Source organism: Pseudomonas sp. AFG_SD02_1510_Pfu_092, assembly GCF_003331055.1.
Classification (GTDB): domain Bacteria; phylum Pseudomonadota; class Gammaproteobacteria; order Pseudomonadales; family Pseudomonadaceae; genus Aquipseudomonas.
The window spans coordinates 35,864-58,106 of record NZ_PUQD01000015.1 but is presented as its reverse complement, the minus strand read 5'-3'; the positions used below and the strand labels follow the sequence as shown (position 1 = coordinate 58,106).

The following is a 22,243-nucleotide window of genomic DNA, read 5'->3' as shown; positions in this document are numbered from 1 at the left end:
ATGCGCTAGTTAGGGCAGCAGTTCCGCCTCTGCCAGCGGCACGCCGAGCTTGTCCTTGTCCGACAGCACCGGTGGCTGCTGCAGCTGCCAGTCGATGGCCAGGGTCGGGTCGTCCCAGCGGATGCAGCGGTCGGCGCCCGGGTTGTAGTAGTCGGTGGTCTTGTAGAGGAACTCCGCCGACTCGCTCATCACCGCAAAACCATGGGCGAAGCCGGGTGGAATCCACAGCTGGCGGTGGTTGTCGGCCGACAGCTGCACGGCGACCCATTGGCCGAAGGTCGGCGAGCTTTTGCGCACGTCCACGGCGATGTCGCGGATTTCCCCCTGCACCACGCGCACCAGCTTGCCCTGGGTGTTTGCCACCTGATAGTGCAGCCCGCGCAGTACACCCCTGATGGAGCGCGAATGGTTGTCCTGGACGAACTCCACCTTCATGCCGGTTTGCCGGGCGAACTCACGGGCGTTGAATGCCTCGAAGAAAAACCCACGGCTGTCGCCGAAAACCTTCGGTTCGATGATCAGTACTTCAGGGATTGCGGTAGGGATGATATTCATGGCGGCTCGCTGGCCCGTTTACCCAAGTATTGACCCTAGCCGGTCTGCGCGTTTTTTTCCGCCTTGCGCCCCGAAAGCCGGTTGATTGCCGATTGTTATCGGTTTAAGTGTGCCTTGTCTCGACGGCGTTCTGGATAGTCGGGCTTCAAATATCGATATATATCGGTTATAAATTGGCAAACGCCCCAGCCCAGTCCGGCTCAGGGCCATCACAGAGGTCAACCATGAAAACCCTCAATTCCACTCCCCGTGCCGATGGTTTCCACATGCCCGCCGAGTGGGCCCCGCAAACCCAGGTGTGGATGGTCTGGCCCGAGCGCCCGGACAACTGGCGCCTGGGCGGCAAGCCGGCGCAGGCTGCCCATGTGACCCTGGCCAAGGCCATTGCCCGTTTCGAGCCGGTCACCGTGGCGGTTTCCGCCGGCCAGTACGAAAACGCCCGTCGCCAACTCGACCAGCCGAACATCCGTGTGGTCGAGATCAGCAGCGACGACGCCTGGGTACGCGACACCGGGCCGACCTTCGTCATCAACGACCAGGGTGAAGTGCGCGGCGTAGACTGGGGCTTCAACGCCTGGGGCGGCTTCGATGGTGGCCTGTACGCACCCTGGAACCGCGACGAGGAACTGGCGACCAAAGTGCTGGAAATGGAGCGCTGCCAGCGCTACCACACCGAAGGTTTCGTGCTCGAGGGTGGCTCGATCCACGTGGACGGCGAAGGCACCGTGATCACCACCGAGGAATGCCTGCTCAACCGCAACCGCAACCCGCACCTGAGCCGCGAGCAGATCGAAGCGCTGCTGCGCGACCACCTGGCGGTGGACACCGTGGTCTGGCTGCCGGATGGCCTGTACAACGACGAGACCGACGGCCACGTCGACAACTTCTGCTGTTACGTGCGCCCGGGCGAAGTGTTACTGGCCTGGACCGATGATTCCAACGACCCCAACTATGCTCGCTGCCATGCCGCCATGGAGGTGTTGCAGAACACCCGCGACGCCAAGGGCCGTGAGTTCATCGTGCACAAGATGCCGATCCCGGGCCCGTTGTTTGCCACCGCCGAGGAGTGTGCCGGTGTCGACCAAGTGGCCGGCAGCCAGGAACGTGACCCGTCGGTGCGCCTGGCCGGCTCGTACGTCAACTTCCTGATCGTCAACGGCGGCATCATCGCGCCAAGCTTCGACGACCCGGCAGATGCTGAGGCCAGAGCGATCCTGGCGAAGATCTTCCCCGACCACGAAGTGGTGATGATCCCTGGCCGTGAGCTGTTGTTGGGCGGTGGCAACATCCACTGCCTGACCCAGCAGCAGCCGGCGCCGGTCAGGCGTTGAGCGCACGCTGAAGGAAAAGGCCCGTCTCATGACGGGCTTTTTTTTGCCTGCGAGGCCGTCCGCAGGCCAGTGCTGGCATACGTTTTGTATTGTTTTTCAGACAGATAGCCCGGCCATGCCGCGCTCTCGGAGCTGTAACAATATTTCCGTAGATTGAGCCGCTCACGGGCCAGGGAGTACGTGTAGAAATGAACGCAGCAAGTGAGTCGGCTTTGCGCCCATCGGCAGTGAATCACCAATCGCTCAGGCTTGTGGCGAAGTGGTTGAAACACCATGGAAGCATCAGGGTCAGGACGACCGACCCACGACGTCTGCTTGCCGGACGATACCCCCAAGGGCTGATCAGCGAAGCAGAAATGCAGGCGCTGATGGCGGTTTGGCACTGATCGATTGTTTGAACCTGTACCGGCCCTTTCGCGGCTAAAGCCGCTCCCACAGGGGCGCCACATGTCTTGAATCCGGTGGAGTACCTGTGGGAGCGGCTTTAGCCGCGAAGAGGCCGGTACAGGCGCTGGAGATCAGAAACTGTAACTGCCCGTCACCACCAGGCTGCGCGGGTCACCCACCTGGATCTGCGCCGCACTGGTCGCCGCGCTGTAGTAAGTCTTGTCGGCAATGTTGCTCAACGCCGCGCGTACATCCCAGTCATGCGTGCGGTACCCCGCCAACGCATCCCAACGGCCATAGCCCGGTAACACCGTGGTGTTCTGGTTATCGGCATAGCGCTCGCCCACCAGCGTCAGGCCGGTCTCGGCGTACCAGCCCAGTTGCGGTTTCCAGGTCACGAACAGGCTGGCGTTACGCTTGGCCACGTCATTGATGCGGTTGCCTTCCTGGCCGTTGGTGTCCTTGACGATGATCGCATCCTGCAGGCCGATGCCGCCGCGCACATACCAGTTGCCGGTGATATTGCCGGTGGCGGTCAGCTCGATACCGCGCGAACGCTGTAGGCCGCTGAGCAGGATGTTGTCCGGCACCTGCGGGTCGCGGGTGCGGCGGTTGTAAAGCTCCAGCTCGTAGATGGCCAGGGTGGTGGTCAGGCGCTGGTCGAGCCAGTCGCTCTTCACGCCGATTTCTTTCTGCCGGGTTTCTTCTGGCTTGGTGTCGTTGGTATTGCCCTTCGCCTGCGGGGTGATGCCGATCAAACCGCCGCCAACCGGCGAGAAGGTCTTGCTCCACGAGGCATAGAACGAATGGTCGCGCCACGGTGTGTAGACCACGCCCAGGCGTGGGCTGGTGCTGGTGCTGTCCTTTGCTTCGCGGCGGCCATCCTTGTCGGTGGTCTGCACATCGAACTGGTCGAAGCGTACGCCGGCAAGCACCTGCCACTGATCGTTCAGGCGAATCTGGTCCTGCAGGTAAAGGCCGCGGCTATCGACCACGGTGTGGTTGTCACTCCATAGCGCCAGCTTGCCGTCGAGTTGCTGATCAGCCGCCTTGTACAGCACCGGGTCACGCTTCTGGTTGGCTATCTCCAGGCCCAGCAACAGCTTGTGCTCCAGGCCCAGGGTGTCGAAGTCGCCCTCGGCTTCCAGGTTGTTGCTCAGGTTGCGGGTGTTCAGGTCCTGCTGCCAGCGCTGTCGGGTGAGCGTGTCGGTGCTGGCGTTGTACTGGGTGACATAGGTGTTGTCGAACTCGCTGTCGAGCTTGAACAGGCCCAGGGTATGGCGCAGTTGCCAGGTTTCGTTCAGCTGGTAGTTCAGGCGCGAGCGCAGCGACTGGGCGTGATCGTCGATGTAGTCGCGCGGTGCCCCGTAGGTGGTGCTGCGGCCGACATCGGCCGGGCGGCCGTTGGCCCCGGGGATGCCGCGGTCCGGGGTGCGGTTGTAGCGGCTGTATTCGTATTGCACCAGCCAATTCAGGTCGGGGTTGAGCTGCCAGCTGAACGACGGGGCGAACAGCTGGCGGCTGCCATGGACGCCGTCGCGGAAACTGTTGTTGTCCTGGTTGCCCATGTTCAGGCGCAGGCTGACGCTGTCGCTGGGGTCGGCGCTGAGGTCGGCATACAGGCTGCGCAGGTCTTCGCTGCCGGCTTGTGCCTCGAGGGTCGAGCGGCGGCCGGGCTCCGGCGCCTTGCTCACCCGGTTGACGATACCGCCCTGGCTGCCACGGCCATACAGCACCGCGGCCGGCCCCTTGAGCACTTCGACCCGCTCGATGTTGTGCAGGTCGCGGATGTACTGGCTGTCGTCGCGAATGCCGTCGAGGTAGAAATCGTTGCTGGCCTCGAAGCCGCGGATACGCACGCTGTCGAAGCGGGTGTCGGCGCCACTGCTGACGTTGGGGATGCCTTCCAGCGCCTTGCCCAGGGTATTGCTGCCGTAATCCAGCACGTTGGCGGTTTTCACCGTGTCGATGGCCTGCGGCACATAGCGCACCGGCGTGGAGGTGCGGGTCGCCGTGCTGACCTCCTTGACCTGCGGGTTGTCCTGGTCGCGCTCGCTGTCGGCGGTGACCGACAGTTCCGGCAGGGTGGTGGTGGCGGCACTGGCTAGGCCGGCGCTGCACAGCAGCGACAGGCCGAGGGTCAGGGGTGAGAGACGGCAGGGTACAAGCATGGGCACATCCGGAGCGAGCAAGTGAAAAAGAGGTGCGGATGGTAATGCTTGCTATTTGCTATTGCATGGCTATTTGTAAAGGCTTGTCCTTACATATGTATCTGTTTGTAAAAAATTTTACGCCTCGCGTCCCTCGCCGGAAGTAGCCTTGCGCGGCTCACCGGAAAATTATCCGTTTGATCAGGAAGCAATTTCCTACACAAGTTAAATTGCCTGCCGATAGCGCTAACGCTTATGAAAATGCACTGGGGCGGTCGCCTATTTTGGTTATATCAACCTGCATTTCACGACTTTTTGACATTTGTAATCGCACACGGCTAGGATTCGGGCCAACGCCTGCTGGCCATGTTCATGGCCATGCTGCTGCCAGAGGCCGCCGTGTCACTACCGGCCGGCCCGTCAGTCTGGATCCGCATAGCGTCGAACCTACGAAGGGGCGTTGGTTCCTGGCGTCATATTGCAGAGCGTTCTTGATTAAGAAATAAGGAAAACAAAATGTTGAAAACCAGGATCAGCCTGGTCGCCCTGGCGATGATCGCCGCGACCCAGGCACAGGCCAATGATCAGGCCGACAGCAAAGGCTTCATCGAGGACAGCCACGCCAACGTCCTGCTGCGCAACGCTTACATCAACCGCGACAAGAAACACGGCACCGACGACCAGATCGAATGGGGCCAGGGCGTCATCGCCAACTTCTCCTCCGGTTTCACCCAGGGCACCGTCGGTGTCGGTGTCGACGCATTCGGCCTGTACGCCGTGCGTCTGGACGGCGGCAAGGGCCACAACGGTGGCGCCGGTGTCGACTTCTTCAAGCCTTCGGACTTCAAGGACCAGAACGGCAACGCCAACTCGCCGCACAACTTGGCCCGTGGTGGCGCTGCAGTGAAATTCCGCATCTCCAACACCGTGCTCAAGTACGGTGACCAGATGCCGGCTCTGCCAGTGCTGCAGTACGACGACGCCCGTCTGCTGCCAGAAAGCTTCACCGGTACCCTGATCACCTCCAAGGAAATCCAGGGCCTGGAGCTGAACGCCGGCCGCTTCACCCAGGAAGCGCGCAAGAGCGCCGAACGCCGTGACGGTGGTGGCCTGAAGTCGATCAACGTCTTCGGTGGTAGCTACAAGTTCACCGACAACTTCACCGCTTCGCTGTACACCGCCGACAACGAAGATGTGATGAAGAAGCACTACCTGGGCCTGAACTACGTCTTCCCGATCGCCAGCGACCAGTCCCTGACCCTGGACTTCAACGGCTACAAGTCGGACATCGACAACAAGTTCGTCAAGAGCGCCGAACTCAACGGCGACTCCAACACCATCTGGAGCCTGGCAGCTACCTACGCCTACGGTGCGCACTCGTTCACCATCGCACACCAGCGCAGCACTGGCAGCACCGGCTACAACTACGGCTGGTACCAGAACGCCGGTGGCGTGGGTGACGGTGGCTCGACCATCTACCTGGCCAACTCGTACTGGTCCGACTTCAACGCCGAAGACGAGCGCTCCTGGCAGCTGGGCTACGGCCTGGACTTCGGTGCCTACGGCATTCCGGGCCTGACCTACAAGCTGGCCTACGTGGTGGGTGACAACATCAACACCCGCAACGTCGCCAACCCGCAGGGCTTCGGTGAAGGTAAAGAGCGCGAAATCTTCAACCAGATCCGTTACGTGGTGCAGGACGGCCCGGCCAAGGACCTGTCGATCAAGCTGCGTAGCTCGTTCGTGCGTACCAACAACGCCGTGCAGCAGAACGGTTACAACGACGACGGCAACGAAGTCCGCGTATTCGTCGAATACCCGATCAGCATCTTCTGATCCTGATCTGATCGCATAAGGGGCTGCTTTGCAGCCCATCGCGACACAAGGCGGCGCTCACAGGTACCCGGCAGGCTTCAGGCCTGGTCAGGTACCTGTGGGGGCCGGCCCTTTCACTTGGGCCCTGCCTCTTGCTCCTGGTCGAGCGGCTTCTCCAGCCGGTCCTCGAAACTGTCCCAATCCTCGCCAAACAGTTCCGCCGGGTGCATGGTCCGGCTCGCGCCATTGCCACAGGCCAGCGCCTTCGCCGGGCAGTACAGGTCGCACCCCCAACAGATGCGTTCGGGGTGGCTGGGGTTTACAGGAAATTTCTTCGCCATGGTGTGCTTCCCTCTGGGGGTGCCTGCCCTGAGCGTACGTCTCATGCCTGGCCCAAGGTTGATCGAAATCAAGCATTGCTGCATCTACCCCGGGTGGTACCTCCTTCGAGGAATGGGCGTGGCGCTGTGTCAGGCCCAGGCTGCGCGCTGACATTCCGATGAGGGCGCCGTCATGGCTCACCTTGCACTCAGCGCGTTCCAGGCACTGCGCATCGCCGTGCTGACCATCAGTGACACCCGCACCCTGGCCACCGATGGCTCAGGGCAGACCTTGGTCGATGGCCTGCAGGAGGCTGGCCATGTCCTGCAGGACCGGGCCCTGGTGCCCGACGATATCTGGCAGATCCGCGCGCGGGTTTGCGCCTGGGTGGCCGATCCGATGGTGCAGGTGGTGCTGCTGACCGGTGGTACCGGTTTTACCCCGCGCGACAATACCCCCCAGGCCGTCGAGCCGTTGCTCGACAAGACCGTGGAAGGTTTCGGCGAATTGTTCCGGCAGATCTCGCTGGAGGAAATCGGTACCTCGACCCTGCAGTCTCGCGCTCTGGCCGGGCTGAGCAACGGCACACTGGTGTGTTGCCTGCCGGGCTCGCCGGGTGCCTGCCGCACCGGCTGGCACGAGATTTTGCGCAAGCAGCTCGACTGCCGAACCAGGCCGTGCAACTTCGTCCCGCACCTGAAGCTGTTACCCGAACAACCCAGGACCGCCTGCGGGAGCCGCTCATGAATGATTGCGCGTGTGGGCATGACAACCTGCGCCCGGTCGACCAGGCCATCGCCGAACTGCTGGAGCAGGCCCCACGGCCGCCGGCGGTGGAGCGCGTGGCGCTGGACATGGCGCTGGGCATGATCCTCGCCGACGATATTCGCGCCCCGCGCCCGGGCCCGGCCTGGGACAACAGCGCGATGGATGGCTACGCCCTGCGCGCTGCCGAGCTGCCTGCCGAGGGCGGCCTGCTGCCACTGGCCGGGCGTATCGCTGCAGGCGATGCGGCGCTTGAAGCGCTGCCGGCGGGCCATGCGGTGCGTATTTTCACCGGCGCGCCGCTGCCCGCCGGCGCCGATAGCGTGGTCCCGCAAGAGCAGGCCAGGCTGATGGATGACGGCGTGTGGCTACCGGCCTGCTGGCCAGGCGACCACGTGCGCCGTTGCGGCGAAGAATTCCGTCAGGGCGCTCGCCTGCTCGAGGCCGGGCAACGGCTGCGTGCTGCCGAGCTGGGGCTGCTGGCCAGCCAGGGCATCGCCTCTGTCGCGGTGTACCGGCCATTGCGCGTGGGCTTGCTGAGCACCGGTGATGAACTGTGCGCACCAGGTGATGCGCTGCGCCCCGGGCAGATCTATGACGCCAACAGCCATAGCCTGGCGGCGGCGTTGCGTGGCTGGCAGCTGGAGGTCGGCGACCTCGGGCGGCTGCCGGACGATGCGCGTGCCTGCCGCGAAGCGCTGGGCAAGGCCGCCACTGACTGGGACGTGATCATTACCTCTGGTGGCGTCTCGGTGGGCGAAGAAGACCACCTCAAGCATGCCGTACAGGCGCTGGGTGAGCTGCGCCTGTGGCGCCTGGCCATTCAGCCGGGCAAGCCGTTTGCCTTCGGCCGCATCGGCAACACCCCGTGGCTGGGCCTGCCGGGCAACCCTGTCGCCGCACTGTTGTGCCTGCAGGTGGTGGCCAGGCCGTTCCTGTTGCGGGCCCAGGGCCGCCGCGAGGTGCTGCCCCGCGCCATGCCGGTCATGGCCGGGTTCGATTGGCCCCGCTCCAGTCTGCGCCGCCAATACCTGCGCGCCTGGCTGACTTCGACACCGGCTGGCTTGCGCGTGATTCCGCATGCCTGGCAAGGCTCGGCAATGCTCAGCGGCATGTGCAGCGCCGAAGGCCTGGCGGTGATCGAGGCACATCGCACGTTGCGCGTCGGCGAGACCGTCGACTTCATCAGTTTCGACACCCTGGCGGCCTGAGCCGCCGCGCTACGAGAGGGAGCATCATGCACCTGGTATGTCCGGCGGGCAGCCTGCCCGCCCTCAAGGCTGCCCTGCAGCAGGGGGCCGACGCGATCTACGTGGGTTTCCGCGATGACACCAACGCGCGCCACTTCACCGGCCTGAACCTGGATGAGCGGCAACTGGAAATTGGCCTGGCGCTGATCCGCGAGAAAGGCCGGCAACTCTACGTGGCCGTGAACACCTACGGCCAGGCCCAGGGCTGGTCACGCTGGCAGCGCGCCGTGGACCAGGCCGCAGACCTCGGCGTAGATGCGCTGATCGCCGCCGACCCGGGTGTGCTGGCCTACGCCAGCCGACGTCATCCGGCGCTCAACCTGCACCTTTCGGTGCAGGGCTCTGCCACCAACCCTGCGGCACTGATGTTCTATCAGCAGCGCTACGGCATCCGCCGTGCCGTATTGCCCAGGGTGCTGTCGCTGGCCCAGGTGCGCCAGGTGGCGCAGCGCAGCGAGGTGCCACTGGAAGTGTTCGCCTTCGGCAGCCTGTGCATCATGGCTGAGGGGCGCTGTCATTTGTCTTCCTATGTCACCGGCGAGTCGCCGAACCTGTGCGGGGTGTGCTCGCCAGCCAAGGCGGTCCGCTGGAGCGAGGATGCCGAAGGACTGAGTGCGCGCCTGGGTGGGGTATTGATCGACCGCTATGCGCCGCACGAGCCGGCCGGCTACCCCACCTTGTGCAAAGGCCGTTTCGTGGTGGAGGGCCAGCGCTTTCATGCGCTGGAAGAGCCTGCCAGCCTGAATACCCTCGAGCTGATTCCGCAACTGGTGCAACTGGGCATTGCGGCAGTCAAGATCGAAGGCCGGCAACGCAGCCCGGTCTATGTCGAGCAGGTGACCCGGGTGTGGCGAGAAGCGCTCGACGCCCATGCCCGTGACGGCGACGGCTTCACCCTGCAACCGCGTTGGCAGAAGGTGCTGGCCAACTTGTCCGAAGGCAGCCAGACCACGCTGGGTGCCTATCATCGTGCCTGGCAGTGAGGTGCCTATGAAGCTGAGTCTTGGGCCGGTGCTCTTTTACTGGAGCCGGGCGAAACTGCTGGCGTTCTATGAAGCGATGGCCGGTCAGCCACTGGATGTGATCTACCTGGGCGAAACCGTGTGCGCCAAGCGCCGGGCGTTGTCGCTGGACGACTGGCTTGGCCTGGCCCGCGAGTTGCGCGCCGCCACTGGCGCCGAACTGGTGCTGTCGGGGCTGGCGCTGGTAGAGGCCGCCTCGGAGCTGTCGAGCCTCAAGCGCCTGTGCGAGAACGGTGAACTGCTGGTAGAAGCCAACGACATGGGCGCGGTGCAGATGCTGGCCGAGCGCCGTCTGCCGTTTGTCGCCGGGCCGGCGCTGAACCTGTACAACCCCTACGCCTTGCAGGAGTTGATGGCGTGCGGGCTGCAGCGTTGGGTGCCGCCAGTGGAGTGTGCCGGGCGGCTGCTGCGGGATTGCCTGCTGCAGCTCGACACCCTGGGTATCGCACGGCCCGAGGTGGAGCTGTTCGCCTATGGTCACCTGCCTTTGGCCTATTCCGCGCGTTGTTTTACCGCCCGCGCGCAGAACCGGCCGAAGGACGACTGCCAGTTGTGTTGCCAGGCGTACGCGGACGGCCTGCCGATGTCGAGCCAGGAAGGCGAGGCCCTGTTTGTGCTCAACGGCATCCAGACGATGTCGGGCGAGGCCTGCAACCTGCTAAGCGACTATGCCGGTATTGTCGACAGTGGCGTGGACATTCTGCGCCTGAGCCCGCGCAGCGAAGGTATGCAGGCGGTCATCGCCGCCTATGACGCCGTCCGTGACGGTGCTGCGCCGCCTATCGCGACCGCTGGCTGCAACGGCTACTGGCATGATCGGCCGGGCATGTTGCGAATAGGGGAGGTACTGGCATGAAGTGGTGGCTGGAGTATGGCGAGCCCTTGCTCAAGCTGGGGCGGCACGTGCCCTTCGGCTGCCAGCGGATGCTGATCGAGAAGCTGGCGGCACGGCTGTTCGCCGAACCGTTGGCGCAGGGCACGTTTGCCGTGTTGCGCGGGCACTGGCTGCGCCTGCAGGTCAGCGACCTGGGGCTGGCCTGGTGCATCACCTGCGACGGCAGGCGCCTGCGGGTTGCCGCGCGGCGGGATGTGGACGTGACCATTCGTGGCAACTGGCGCGAGTTTCTGCTGCTGGCCAGCCGGCAGGAAGACCCGGATACCCTGTTCTTCCGGCGGCGGCTGGTGATCGAGGGTGATACCGAGTTGGGGCTGGCGGTGAAGAACCTGCTGGATGCCCTGGACCCGGAACAGATGCCGCCGAGGGTGTGGCGGGTGGTCAAAGGCCTGGGCGAGGCTGCCAGCACACAAGGCCGCACAGGTACGGTGTGAGCTCGCAGTCGGCTAGCACCTGTGGGAGCGATGGCACCGGCTGCGCCGGTGTTCGCGGCTAAAGCCGCTCCCACAGGTCCAGCGTCAGCCGGGCCTGCGCCGTCTACTACTGTGGGAGCGGGTTCACCCGCGAAGCAGGCGGCGCGGTGTATGGCACCGGCTGCGCCGGTGTTCGCGGCTAAAGCCGCTCCCACAGGTCCAGCGTCAGCCGAGACCTGCACCGCCTACTACTGTGGGAGCGGGCAAGCCCGCGAAGCAGGCGACGCGGTGGATGGCACCGGCTGCGCCGGTGTTCGCGGCCACGGCCGCTCCCACAGGTCCAGCGTCAGCCGAGGCCTGCACCGCCTACTGTGGGAGCGGGTTCACCCGCGAAGCAGGCGACGCGGTGTATGGCACCGGCTGCGCCGGTGTTCGCGGCTAAAGCCGCTCCCACAGGCACAGCGTCAGCCGGGCTTGCGCCGTCTACTGTGGGAGCGGGTTCACCCGCGAAGCAGGCGACGCGGTAGATGGCACCGGCTGCGCCGGTGTTCGCGGCCACGGCCGCTCCCACAGGTTACCAACGCACAGATTGCAGCGCCCGGGCTAGCGCAGGTTTTCCAGGGCCCAGACGGCGGCTTCGACGCGCGAGCGCAAACCAAGCTTGTGCAGCAGATTCTTCACATGCACCTTCACCGTCCCTTCGGTAATCCCCAGCTTGTTGCCGATCATCTTGTTGCTCAAGCCCCCGGCGATCATCTTCAACACCTGCCGCTCGCGGTCGGTCAGGTCAAGCGAGCTGGCGCCATGCGAGGCCCGAAGGGCCTGAGCCAGCACGGTGCTCAGCGCCGGGCTGACCACCAGGCTGCCGGCCAGCAGGTCGCGTATGCGCTCGATCAGCAGCTCTGGCTCCATGTCCTTGAGCAGATAACCGTTGGCGCCGAAACGCATGGCATCGCGCACATCCTGCTCGGCATCCGATACCGTGAACAGCAGAATGCGCCCCGCATAGCCCTGTTCGCGCAGGCGCTTGAGCGCCTCCACACCGTTGAGCTCGGGCATGTTGTTGTCCAGCACCACCAGGTCCGGCTGCAGCCGTTGCACCAGTTCGCAGGCCTCGACACCATTGTTCGCTTCGCCGACCACCACCAGGTCGCTTTCCAGCTCGATCAGCTGGCGCAACGCACGGCGCATCATCGGATGGTCATCGGCCAGCAGCAGGGTATAGGGGGCAGCAACGTTCATGTCGGCGTCTCGGTTTCAGGTTGGCGCAGGAAGCCCGGGGCGAAACGCAGCCTTACCTGCGTACCTTGAGGGGCGCGGGGTGCCAGGCTGAGCTGGCCGCCCAGGCTGCGGGCGCGCTCCTGCATGATGTTCAGGCCGTGGTGCTGGCGGCCGTCGTAATCGGGCTGAAGCCCGATGCCGTCATCCTCCACCAGCAGTTCGATCAGCTCGCCATCCTGGCGCAGGTACACCCAGGCCTCGCTGGCCTTGGCGTGGCGGGCACAATTGGACAGCGCTTCACGGGCAATCTGCAGCACATGGATCTGCTCGTTGGCACCCAGAGTGAATGCCAGCGGTTGCTGTTGCAGGCGCACACGCATGTTGCCGCGTTCGGCAAACTCGTGGGCGGTGTCTTCCAGTGCCTGCTCCAGCCCGCCGTCCTGAATCTGCAGGCGGAAGGTGGTCAGCAGCTCACGCAGTTGCCGGTAGCCATTGTTCAGCCCGGTGCGCAATTCGTCACTGACCGCCAACAGGGTTTCAGTATTTTCACCACGGCGAATCAGGGTTTGCAGACGGCTGACCTGCAGCTTCATGTACGACAGCGCCTGGGCCAGCGAGTCATGCAGTTCGCGGGCGATGGTGTTGCGCTCGTCGAGCAGCAACAGGCGGTTTTCCCGTTCGCGCTGGCGCTCCAGCGACAAACTGGTGCCGATCAGGTCAGCCAGCGCCTGTATCAGCTCACGCTCCCAGGCATGCGCCGCGTGCCCATCGAGAAAATACGCACGCAAGTCGCCCAGCAGCACACCTTGCGAACTGACCGGCAGGCTGAAGCGGTTGGCCAGGAACTGGCGCTGGCAGCTGTGGCAATCGCCGGGCGCGCAGACATCGCGCGTGCCGTCGTCGCCATGCAGGGCGATCAACTGGGCATGGCCGGCGGCGTTTTCGCCGTGCAGGCACAAGGACAGGCGCAACCCCGGCAAGCGTTGCTGGAAGCTGGAGATCAGCTCGTCCAGGTGCTCGGCGCTGGTCGGCTGGGTGGCGATGCTGCGGCTGGCGTGGCACAGCAGGTCGAGGGCGGCGTTGCTCTGCTCCAGCTCCTGGGTCTTTTCCGCCACGCGCGAGGCCAGGGTGCGGTGTGACTGCTCGATGGCATCGGCCATGGCATTGAAGCTGTCGGCCATCTGCCCCAGTTCGTCGCTGGAACGATGGCGGATGCGTGCATCGAGCTTGCCGGCGCGAAAGCGTTCGGTGGTGCGCACCAGTTCCTGCAACGGGGCGATCACCCCGCTGTTCAGTTCATACAGGCCGATCAGCAAAATCACCACGGTGATCAACAGCGCCGCGCCCTGGATATTCTGTTGCCAGCCCTGGCGCCGCTCGCTCTGCTTCTGCAACTGCAGGACGAAGTCTTCCAGGTGCTCGACGAAGCGCTCGGCCTCTTGCTGGAAGCGCTGTTTGTCATTGGCCTGCAACGCCGGCAGCAGGTGGGTTTGCCATTGCCCGAGTACTTGGGCGAAGGCCTTGCCAACCGGGCTGTGGTCGCCGTCATCGAGCATGTGCGCCAGGGTCGGGCTTTGCAGGCGTTGCTGCATGTCGTCGCGCAGCTGGTCGAGCAGCGCCGGGGCGGCGTTGGCTTCCAGCTGCCAGTCCAGGCGGTAGGTGGCCATGCGCAAGGAGCCGGCGGTGTTCATGGCGGCGGCATCGTTCTCGCTCACCCGGGCGATCATCACCGCGCTGAATGTACTGGCCAGGCTGAGGGCGGCCAGCAGCACCACGGCCAGCCCGGCACGGGCCGGCAACGAGCTTTTCAGCCAGCTCAGCATGCTGCTACCTCCAAAGAGTGCCGGCGCGTTTATCCGCTGCCAGGCGTTTCCGACAAATCCATTTAAGTCATTGATTAAAAAGGATTAATTGGCGTTTAAAGCCTCTACCACTTTGGTGGTAGCGGCCTACATGGTAGGCCAGCCGGCAGCCCTTGCACCTTGATGCAGGTCAATCGCGGCCGGGCGCCATGCTCCTAGCCTGCGCGTGAAATGTCGCCCTGGAGAGCGTTCACATGCAGCGCAACGTACAGCAGGGGCTGGTGCTCGGGATGAGCACGACCGCTTTCACCATCTGCTTCATGGTGTGGATGATGTTCGCGGTGCTGGGTGTGCCTATCAAGGATCTGCTCGACCTCAACGAAACCCAGTTCGGCCTGCTGGCCGCCACCCCGGTGCTCAGCGGTTCGCTGGTGCGCCTGCCGTTGGGCATGCTCGGCGACCGCTTTGGCGGGCGCATCGTGTTTTTCCTGCTGATGCTGGTGTGCGTGCTGCCGATCTACCTGATCGGCGATGCCCACGAATACTGGCAGTTCCTGGTGCTGGGCCTGTTCGTCGGCCTGGCCGGCGGCTCGTTCTCGGTGGGTATCGCCTACGTCGCCAAATGGTTCGACGCTTCCCGCCAGGGCCTGGCCATGGGCATCTTCGGTGCCGGCAATGCCGGTTCGGCGCTGACCAAGTTCCTGGCCCCGGCGATCATCGCCGCCGCCAGCTGGCAGATGGTGCCGAAGGTGTTCTCGGCGATCCTGTTCGTCACCGCGGTGATGTTCTGGTTCTTCACCTATGACGACAAGGCGCACCGGGTGGCTTCCAGCGTGTCGCTGCGCGAACAGCTGGCCACCCTGAAAGACCCGCGGGTATGGCGCTACTGCCAGTACTACTCGATCGTCTTCGGCGGTTATGTGGCCCTGGCCCTGTGGATGACCCAGTACTACGTCGGCGAATACGGTTTCAGCCTGCAGAGCGCCGCCTTGCTCGCCGCCTGCTTCTCTCTGCCCGGTGGCGTGCTGCGCGCCGTGGGTGGCTGGATGTCCGACCGCTGGGGGGCACAAAGCGTGACCTGGTGGGTGATGTGGGTGAGCTGGGTGTGCCTGTTCCTGCTCTCGTACCCGCAGACCGACGTCACCGTGCAGACCATCGACGGCCCGCGCAGTTTCCACATCGGCCTCAACGTCTGGGTGTTCACCGCGCTGATGTTCGTCGTCGGCGTGGCCTGGGCGTTCGGCAAGGCCTCGGTGTTCAAGTACATCGCCGACGAGTTCCCCGACCGCATGGGCGCGGTGTCCGGCATCGTCGGCCTGGCCGGCGGCCTGGGTGGCTTCGTGCTGCCGATCCTGTTCGGCGCGCTGGTCGACCTGACCGGCGTGCGCAGCTCCAACTTCATGCTGCTGTACGGCGTCGTCTGGGTCTCGCTGATCTGGATGTACCTCAGCGAGGTGCGCAAGACACCGGTGCTGGGCGCCAAGCATTCCGATTCCTGAACCCTTTGAGGAGACTGACCATGTCGGCATCCAACAACCCCGCCGTAGGCCGCCAGGCCCGCCCCGGGCCCGTGATCGAGGACTGGCGCCCGGAAGACCCGCAGTTCTGGAATGCGACCGGCCGGACCATCGCCAACCGCAACCTGTGGATCTCCATCGCCGCGCTGTTCCTGGCCTTTGCCCTGTGGATGGTGTGGAGCACGGTGATCGTGCGCATGAACGCCGCAGGCTTTGCCTTCAGCACTGACCAGCTGTTCTGGCTGGCGGCGCTGCCGGGCTTGTCCGGCGCCGCCTTGCGGGTGTTCTACTCGTTCATCGTGCCGGTGTTCGGCGGCCGTCGCTGGACTGCGCTGAGCACCGCCTCGCTGCTGATCCCGGCGTTGTGGATGGGCGTGGCGCTGCAAGACCCAAGCACCCCCTACAGCGTGTTCGTGATCATTGCGTTGTTGTGCGGTTTTGGCGGTGGCAACTTCGCCTCGTCGATGTCCAACATCAGCTTCTTCTTCCCCAAGGCCCAGCAGGGCACGGCGTTGGGCCTGAATGCCGGCCTGGGCAACCTGGGGGTATCGGGCATGCAGTTCCTGGTGCCGATGGTGATCGGTGTCAGCCTGTTCGGCGCCGCCGGTGGTGAGCCCCGTGAGCTGGCCGACGGCAGCGCGATGTGGCTGCAGAACGCCGGCCTTGTGTGGGTGCCGCTGGTTGCCCTGGTCACCCTGGCGGCCTGGTTCGGCATGAACGACCTCAAGTCTGCCAGCGCTTCGTTCAGCGAGCAGGCGGTGATCTTCAAGCGCAAGCACAACTGGCTGATGTGCTGGCTGTACCTGGCCACGTTCGGCTCGTTCATCGGTTTTGCCGCCGCCTTCCCGCTGCTGATCAAGACCTCGTTCCCGCAGGTGAATGCGCTGCAGTTCGCCTTCCTCGGCCCGCTGGTCGGCGCCCTGGCGCGGCCGCTGGGTGGCTGGGTCTCGGACAAGCTCGGCGGGGCCCGGGTAACCCTGTGGAACTTCGTGCTGATGATTGCCGCCGTGTTCGGTGTCATCGCCTTCCTGCCACGGGCCGGCGAGGCCGGGCACTTCTTCGGCTTCCTCAGCATGTTCATGGTGCTGTTCATTACCACCGGCGTCGGCAACGGCTCCACCTTCCGCATGATCCCGGTGATCTTCCGCACCCTGCACGAACGCGCCAGCGCCAAGGCCCAGCCGGCCGAGCGCGAGCGGGCACTGCGCGAGGCGGGCAAGGAGTCGGCCGCGGTGCTGGGCTTCAGCTCGGCCGTGGGCGCCTTCGGCGGTTTCTTCATCCCCAAGAGCTTCGGCAGCTCCATCGCCCTGACCGGTGGCCCGGAAGCAGCGCTGTATGCGTTCGTCGCGTACTACGTCAGTTGCATCCTGGTGACCTGGTGGTGGTACGCGCGCAAAGGCGCGCAGACGCCCTGCTGACCGGGCCCGACGACTTGATTACGAGCGCGGGCAGCCGCGCTCAGCCTGAGAGGAATTGAACATGAGTCACCTTCTCGACCAGTTGCGCTTCTTCAAGCGCAAACAAGGTGAGTTTGCCAACGGCCACGGTGAAACCCGCAAGGAATCCCGTGACTGGGAGAACGTCTACCGCTCGCGCTGGCAGTACGACAAGATCGTGCGCTCCACCCACGGGGTGAACTGCACCGGGTCGTGCTCGTGGAAGATCTACGTGAAGAACGGCCTGATCACCTGGGAAACCCAGCAGACCGACTACCCGCGCACCCGCAACGACCTGCCCAACCACGAGCCACGCGGTTGCCCGCGCGGCGCCAGCTACAGCTGGTACATCTACAGCGCCAACCGCCTGAAGTACCCCAAGGTGCGCAAGCCGCTGCTCAAGCTGTGGCGCGAGGCGCGGCGCAGCCTGGCACCGGTCGAGGCCTGGGCCAGCATCGTCAGCGACCCGGTCAAGGCCGAGTCGTACAAGAGCCAGCGCGGCATGGGCGGCTTCGTGCGTTCCAGCTGGGACGAGGTCAACGAAATCATCGCTGCGGCCAACGTGCACACCGTCAAGCAGCACGGCCCGGACCGTGTGGTGGGCTTTTCGCCGATCCCGGCCATGTCGATGGTCAGCTACGCCGCCGGTGCCCGCTACCTGTCGCTGATCGGTGGCGTGTGCCTGTCGTTCTACGACTGGTATTGCGACCTGCCGCCGGCCTCGCCACAAGTGTGGGGCGAGCAGACCGATGTGCCGGAGTCGGCCGACTGGTACAACTCCAACTACATCATCGCCTGGGGTTCCAACGTCCCGCAAACCCGCACCCCCGATGCGCACTTCTTCACCGAGGTGCGCTACAAGGGCACCAAGACCGTGGCCATCACCCCGGACTACGCCGAGGTGGCCAAGCTTACCGACCTGTGGCTGAACCCCAAGCAAGGCACCGACGCCGCCTTGGCCCAGGCCTTCAGCCACGTGATCTTCAAGGAATTCCACCTCGACACGCGGAGCGACTACTTCCGCGACTACGCCAAGAAGTACACCGACCTGCCGATGCTGGTGCTGCTCGAGGAACGCGCCGACGGCTACAGCGCCGACCGCTTCCTGCGCGCCTCGGACCTGGCCGACAACCTCGGCCAGGAAAACAACCCCGAGTGGAAGACCATCGCCGTCGACGCCATCAGCGCCGGCCTGGTGTCGCCACAGGGCGCCATCGGCTACCGCTGGGGCGAGAAGGGCAAATGGAACATCGAAGCCCGCGAAGGCGGTGAAGGCCGTGCGATCGACCTGCGCCTGAGCCTGCTCGACGACGGTGAAGCGGTGGAGGTGGCCTTCCCCTACTTCGGCGGCCAATACCACGAGCACTTTGCCGCCGCCCCAGGCGATGACATTCAGCTGCGCCGCGTGCCGGTGCGCAGCCTGACCCTGGCCGACGGCCGCCAGGCCAAAGTGGCCACGGTATTCGACCTGATGGCCGCCAACCTTGGTATCGACCGTGGCCTGGGCGGCAGCAATGTGGCCAGTGACTACGACGACGCCAGCGTGCCGGGCACCCCGGCCTGGCAGGAGCAGATCACCGGCGTCTCGCGCGAACGGGCGATCCAGGTGGCCCGCGAGTTCGCCGACAACGCCGACAAGACCCATGGCCGCAGCATGATCATCGTCGGCGCGGCGATGAACCACTGGTACCACATGGACATGAACTACCGGGGGCTGATCAACATGCTCATGCTCTGCGGTTGCGTCGGCCAGACCGGCGGTGGCTGGGCCCACTATGTCGGCCAGGAAAAACTGCGCCCGCAGTGCGGCTGGCTGCCGCTGGCCTTCGGCCTGGACTGGAGCCGCCCGCCACGGCAGATGAACGGCACCAGCTTCTTCTACAACCACAGCTCGCAGTGGCGCCACGAGAAGATGAGCATTCACGAAGTGCTCTCGCCGCTGGCCGACAAGGCACAGTTCCCCGAGCACATGCTCGACTACAACATCCGCGCCGAACGCGCCGGCTGGCTGCCCAGCGCGCCACAGCTCAACCGCAACCCGCTGCAGGTCACCCGTGACGCCGCCGCTGCCGGCATGCCGGCCAAGGACTACGTGCTCAAGTCGCTGCAGGACGGCTCGCTGCGCTTTGCCTGCGAGCAGCCGGACAACCCGGCCAACTTCCCGCGCAACATGTTCATCTGGCGTTCCAACCTGCTGGGCAGCTCGGGCAAGGGCCACGAATACATGCTCAAGTACCTGCTGGGCACCCGCAACGGCGTGATGAACGAAGACCTCGGCAAGCGCGGCGGCTTCAAGCCGAGCGAGGCCGAGTGGGTGGAAGAGGGCGCCATCGGCAAGCTCGACCTGGTCACCACGCTCGATTTCCGCATGTCGTCGACCTGCATGTATTCCGACATCGTCCTGCCGACCGCGACCTGGTACGAAAAGGACGACATGAACACCTCGGACATGCACCCGTTCATCCACCCGCTGTCGGCTGCCATCGACCCGGCCTGGGAAGCGCGTTCGGATTGGGAGATTTACAAAGGCATCGCCAAGGCCTTCTCGGCCATGAGCGAAGGCCAGCTGGGTGTGGAACAGGACCTGGTCACCGTACCGCTGCTGCACGACAGCCCCGGCGAGCTGGCCCAGCCGTTCGGCGGCAGCGACTGGAAAACCGCCGGCGTGGCCCCGGTACCAGGCCTGAACTGCCCGAACATGACCGTGGTCGAGCGTGATTACCCGGCCACCTACAAGAAATTCACCTCGCTCGGCCCGCTGCTGGACAAACTGGGCAACGGCGGCAAGGGCATCAACTGGAACACCGAGCACGAAGTGGAGTTTCTCGGCGAGCTGAACCACACCGTCCGCGACGAAGGCGTGAGCCAGGGCCGGCCGAAGATCGAATCGGCCATCGATGCAGCCGAGGTGATCCTCAGCCTGGCCCCGGAAACCAACGGCCACGTGGCGGTCAAGGCCTGGGCCGCGCTGTCGGAATTCACCGGCCGCGACCACAGCCACCTGGCGACGCCCAAGGAGCACGAGGCGATTCGCTTCCGCGACATCCAGGCGCAGCCGCGCAAGATCATCTCCAGCCCGACCTGGTCGGGCCTGGAAGACGAGCACGTGAGCTACAACGCCGGCTACACCAACGTCCACGAATACATCCCGTGGCGCACCATCACCGGCCGCCAGCAGTTCTACCAGGACCACCCGTGGATGCAGGCCTTCGGCGAGCAGCTGCAGAGCTACCGCCCGCCAATCAACACCCGCACCGTGGATTACGTGAAGGGCAAGAAGCCCAACGGCAACCCGGAGATTGCCTTGAACTGGATTACCCCGCACCAGAAGTGGGGCATCCACAGCACCTACAGCGACAACCTGATCATGCTCACCCTGAGCCGTGGCGGGCCGATCGTGTGGATGTCCGAAGTCGACGCGAAGAAGGTTGGCATCGAAGACAACGACTGGATCGAGTGCTTCAACGCCAACGGTGCACTCACCGCCCGCGCGGTGGTCAGCCAGCGGGTCAAGGAAGGCATGGTGATGATGTACCACGCCCAGGAACGCATCGTGAACGTGCCCGGCGCCGAGAGCACCAAGACCCGCGGTGGCCACCACAACTCGGTGACCCGTGTAGTGCTCAAGCCCACCCACATGATCGGCGGCTACGCCCAGCAGGCGTATGGCTTCAATTACTACGGCACGGTCGGCTGCAACCGCGACGAATTCGTGGTGGTGCGCAAGATGAGCAAGGTCGACTGGCTGGACGGCACCGATGTCGGCGGCCTGGGCGGCGATGCCCTGCCACAGCCACTGCCCAAGGATATTTGAGGAGTTAGCCATGAAGATTCGTTCGCAAGTCGGCATGGTCCTGAACCTGGACAAGTGCATCGGCTGCCACACCTGCTCGATCACCTGCAAGAACGTCTGGACCAGCCGCGAAGGCATGGAATACGCCTGGTTCAACAACGTCGAGAGCAAGCCCGGCATCGGCTACCCCAAGGAATGGGAAAACCAGGACAAATGGAAAGGCGGCTGGGTACGCAACCGCGACGGCTCGATCAACCCGCGCATCGGCGGCAAGTTCCGCGTGCTGGCAAACATCTTCGCCAACCCCGACCTGCCGGCCATCGACGACTACTACGAGCCGTTCGACTTCGACTACCAGCACCTGCACACCGCCCCGCAGGCAACGCACCAACCGGTGGCGCGGCCACGCTCGCTGATTTCCGGGCAGCGCATGGAGAAGATCGAATGGGGCCCGAACTGGGAAGAAATCCTCGGCACCGAATTCGCCAAGCGGCGCAAGGACAAGAACTTCGACCAGGTGCAGGCCGACATCTACGGTGAGTACGAAAACACCTTCATGATGTACCTGCCACGCCTGTGCGAGCACTGCCTGAACCCAGCGTGCGCGGCCTCGTGCCCGAGCGGCGCGATCTACAAGCGCGAAGAGGACGGCATCGTCCTCATCGACCAGGAAAAGTGCCGCGGCTGGCGCATGTGCATCAGCGGCTGCCCGTACAAGAAGATCTACTTCAACTGGAAGAGCGGCAAGTCCGAGAAGTGCATCTTCTGCTACCCACGCATCGAGGCCGGCATGCCGACCGTGTGCTCGGAAACCTGCGTGGGCCGTATCCGCTACCTGGGTGTGCTGCTGTATGACGCCGACCGCATCCATGAGGTGGCCAGCACCCCGGGCGAGCAGGACCTGTACCGCAAGCAGCTGGAGATTTTCCTCGACCCCAACGACCCCAAGGTCATCGAGCAGGCGTTGAAAGATGGCGTGCCGATGTCGGTGATCGAGGCTGCGCAGCAGTCGCCGGTGTACAAGCTGGCCGTGGACTGGCAGCTGGCCCTGCCGCTGCACCCCGAGTACCGCACCTTGCCGATGGTCTGGTACGTGCCCCCGCTGTCGCCGATCCAGAACGCCGCCGCCGCCGGCAGCGTGAGCATGGACGGCGTGCTGCCGGACGTCGACAGCCTGCGCATTCCGGTGCGCTACCTGGCCAACCTGCTGACCGCCGGTGACGAAGCCCCGGTGCGCCTGGCCCTCAAGCGCCTGCTGGCGATGCGGGCCTACAAGCGCGCCGAGCAGGTGGACGGCGTGCGTGACCTGCAAGTGCTGGAGTCGGTGGGCCTGAGCCAGGCCCAGTGCGAAGACATGTACCGCTACCTGGCCATCGCCAACTACGAAGACCGCTACGTGGTGCCGTCGGCGCACCGCGAAGAGGCCATGAGCGACGCCTTCGCCGAACGTTCCGGCTGTGGCTTCAGCTTCGGCAGCGGTTGTGGCGGCAGCTCCGACAGCAACATGTTCGGGGCGAAGAAGGCCAACCGCCGCGATGTGCTCAAGACCGTCCAGCTGTGGGAGAAATGA

Annotated in this window: 17 protein-coding genes; 12 read left to right on the top strand and 5 right to left on the bottom strand. The window is 64.5% G+C overall.

The genetic code is table 11. From position 1 onward, the window contains the following. Positions 1–9: 9 nt before the first annotated feature. Complete coding sequence (rfbC, locus tag C6A77_RS09575) at positions 10–555, bottom strand: dTDP-4-dehydrorhamnose 3,5-epimerase (RefSeq protein ID WP_114169242.1); 546 nt, start codon at positions 553–555, stop codon at positions 10–12. 224 nt (positions 556–779) lie between these two features. Between rfbC and aguA the strand changes: the two genes are divergently transcribed. Together aguA and C6A77_RS25960 are read left to right on the top strand one after the other, a co-directional pair. Next, complete coding sequence (aguA, locus tag C6A77_RS09570; RefSeq protein WP_114169241.1) at positions 780–1,886, top strand: agmatine deiminase; 1,107 nt, start codon at positions 780–782, stop codon at positions 1,884–1,886. Positions 1,887–2,074: 188 nt separating this feature from the next. Next, complete coding sequence (locus C6A77_RS25960; protein WP_080563721.1) at positions 2,075–2,272, top strand: hypothetical protein; 198 nt, start codon at positions 2,075–2,077, stop codon at positions 2,270–2,272. Between the two features lie 132 nt (positions 2,273–2,404). On the opposite strand, the gene C6A77_RS09555 is transcribed toward C6A77_RS25960, so the two are convergent. Beyond that, entirely contained in the window at positions 2,405–4,444 is a 2,040-nt protein-coding gene (locus C6A77_RS09555) for a TonB-dependent siderophore receptor (protein WP_114169240.1), read from the bottom strand. Positions 4,445–4,939: 495 nt separating this feature from the next. Here C6A77_RS09555 and C6A77_RS09550 point away from each other — a divergent pair, with 495 nt between their 5' ends. Next, positions 4,940–6,259, top strand: a complete 1,320-nt coding sequence (locus tag C6A77_RS09550; protein WP_114169239.1) for an OprD family porin — start codon at positions 4,940–4,942, stop codon at positions 6,257–6,259. A gap of 113 nt (positions 6,260–6,372) precedes the next feature. Here C6A77_RS09550 and C6A77_RS09545 read toward each other — a convergent pair whose 3' ends face one another. Further along, positions 6,373–6,579, bottom strand: a complete 207-nt coding sequence (locus C6A77_RS09545) for a DUF3079 domain-containing protein (protein WP_114169262.1) — start codon at positions 6,577–6,579, stop codon at positions 6,373–6,375. Positions 6,580–6,751: 172 nt separating this feature from the next. Here C6A77_RS09545 and moaB point away from each other — a divergent pair, with 172 nt between their 5' ends. Genes moaB through C6A77_RS09520 form a run of 5 tightly spaced genes read left to right on the top strand, consistent with a single transcriptional unit; the run spans position 6,752 to position 10,925 of the window. Continuing rightward, complete coding sequence (moaB, locus tag C6A77_RS09540) at positions 6,752–7,306, top strand: molybdenum cofactor biosynthesis protein B (protein ID WP_114169238.1); 555 nt, start codon at positions 6,752–6,754, stop codon at positions 7,304–7,306. After that, entirely contained in the window at positions 7,303–8,535 is a 1,233-nt protein-coding gene (glp, locus tag C6A77_RS09535; protein WP_114169237.1) for a gephyrin-like molybdotransferase Glp, read from the top strand. Before moaB ends, glp begins: the two co-directional genes overlap by 4 nt. Positions 8,536–8,561: 26 nt before the next feature. Continuing rightward, positions 8,562–9,557: a peptidase U32 family protein gene (locus C6A77_RS09530; protein WP_114169236.1), complete on the top strand. Its 996-nt coding sequence runs from the start codon at positions 8,562–8,564 to the stop codon at positions 9,555–9,557. A gap of 7 nt (positions 9,558–9,564) precedes the next feature. Further along, entirely contained in the window at positions 9,565–10,452 is an 888-nt protein-coding gene (locus tag C6A77_RS09525; protein WP_114169235.1) for a U32 family peptidase, read from the top strand. Next, a complete protein-coding gene (locus C6A77_RS09520; protein WP_114169234.1) occupies positions 10,449–10,925 on the top strand; it encodes an SCP2 sterol-binding domain-containing protein in 477 nt (158 codons plus the stop codon). Before C6A77_RS09525 ends, C6A77_RS09520 begins: the two co-directional genes overlap by 4 nt. 582 nt (positions 10,926–11,507) lie before the next feature. On the opposite strand, the gene narL is transcribed toward C6A77_RS09520, so the two are convergent. Further along, positions 11,508–12,146, bottom strand: a complete 639-nt coding sequence (narL, locus tag C6A77_RS09505) for a two-component system response regulator NarL (protein ID WP_114169232.1) — start codon at positions 12,144–12,146, stop codon at positions 11,508–11,510. Beyond that, entirely contained in the window at positions 12,143–13,948 is a 1,806-nt protein-coding gene (locus C6A77_RS09500; protein ID WP_114169231.1) for a histidine kinase, read from the bottom strand. Before C6A77_RS09500 ends, narL begins: the two co-directional genes overlap by 4 nt. 233 nt (positions 13,949–14,181) lie before the next feature. On the opposite strand from C6A77_RS09500, the gene C6A77_RS09495 reads away from it, so the two are divergent. The 4 genes from C6A77_RS09495 (at position 14,182) to narH (ending at position 22,243) form a co-directional block, all read left to right on the top strand. Continuing rightward, positions 14,182–15,426 (top strand): nitrate/nitrite transporter, encoded by a 1,245-nt coding sequence (locus C6A77_RS09495; RefSeq protein ID WP_114169230.1) that lies wholly within the window; start codon positions 14,182–14,184, stop codon positions 15,424–15,426. A gap of 20 nt (positions 15,427–15,446) precedes the next feature. Beyond that, the gene (locus C6A77_RS09490; RefSeq protein ID WP_114169229.1) at positions 15,447–16,862 is read left to right on the top strand and encodes a NarK family nitrate/nitrite MFS transporter; all 1,416 of its coding nucleotides are present in this window, start codon (positions 15,447–15,449) and stop codon (positions 16,860–16,862) included. 61 nt (positions 16,863–16,923) lie between these two features. Beyond that, entirely contained in the window at positions 16,924–20,694 is a 3,771-nt protein-coding gene (locus C6A77_RS09485) for a nitrate reductase subunit alpha (protein ID WP_114169228.1), read from the top strand. Positions 20,695–20,704: 10 nt separating this feature from the next. Beyond that, positions 20,705–22,243, top strand: a complete 1,539-nt coding sequence (narH, locus tag C6A77_RS09480; RefSeq protein WP_114169227.1) for a nitrate reductase subunit beta — start codon at positions 20,705–20,707, stop codon at positions 22,241–22,243.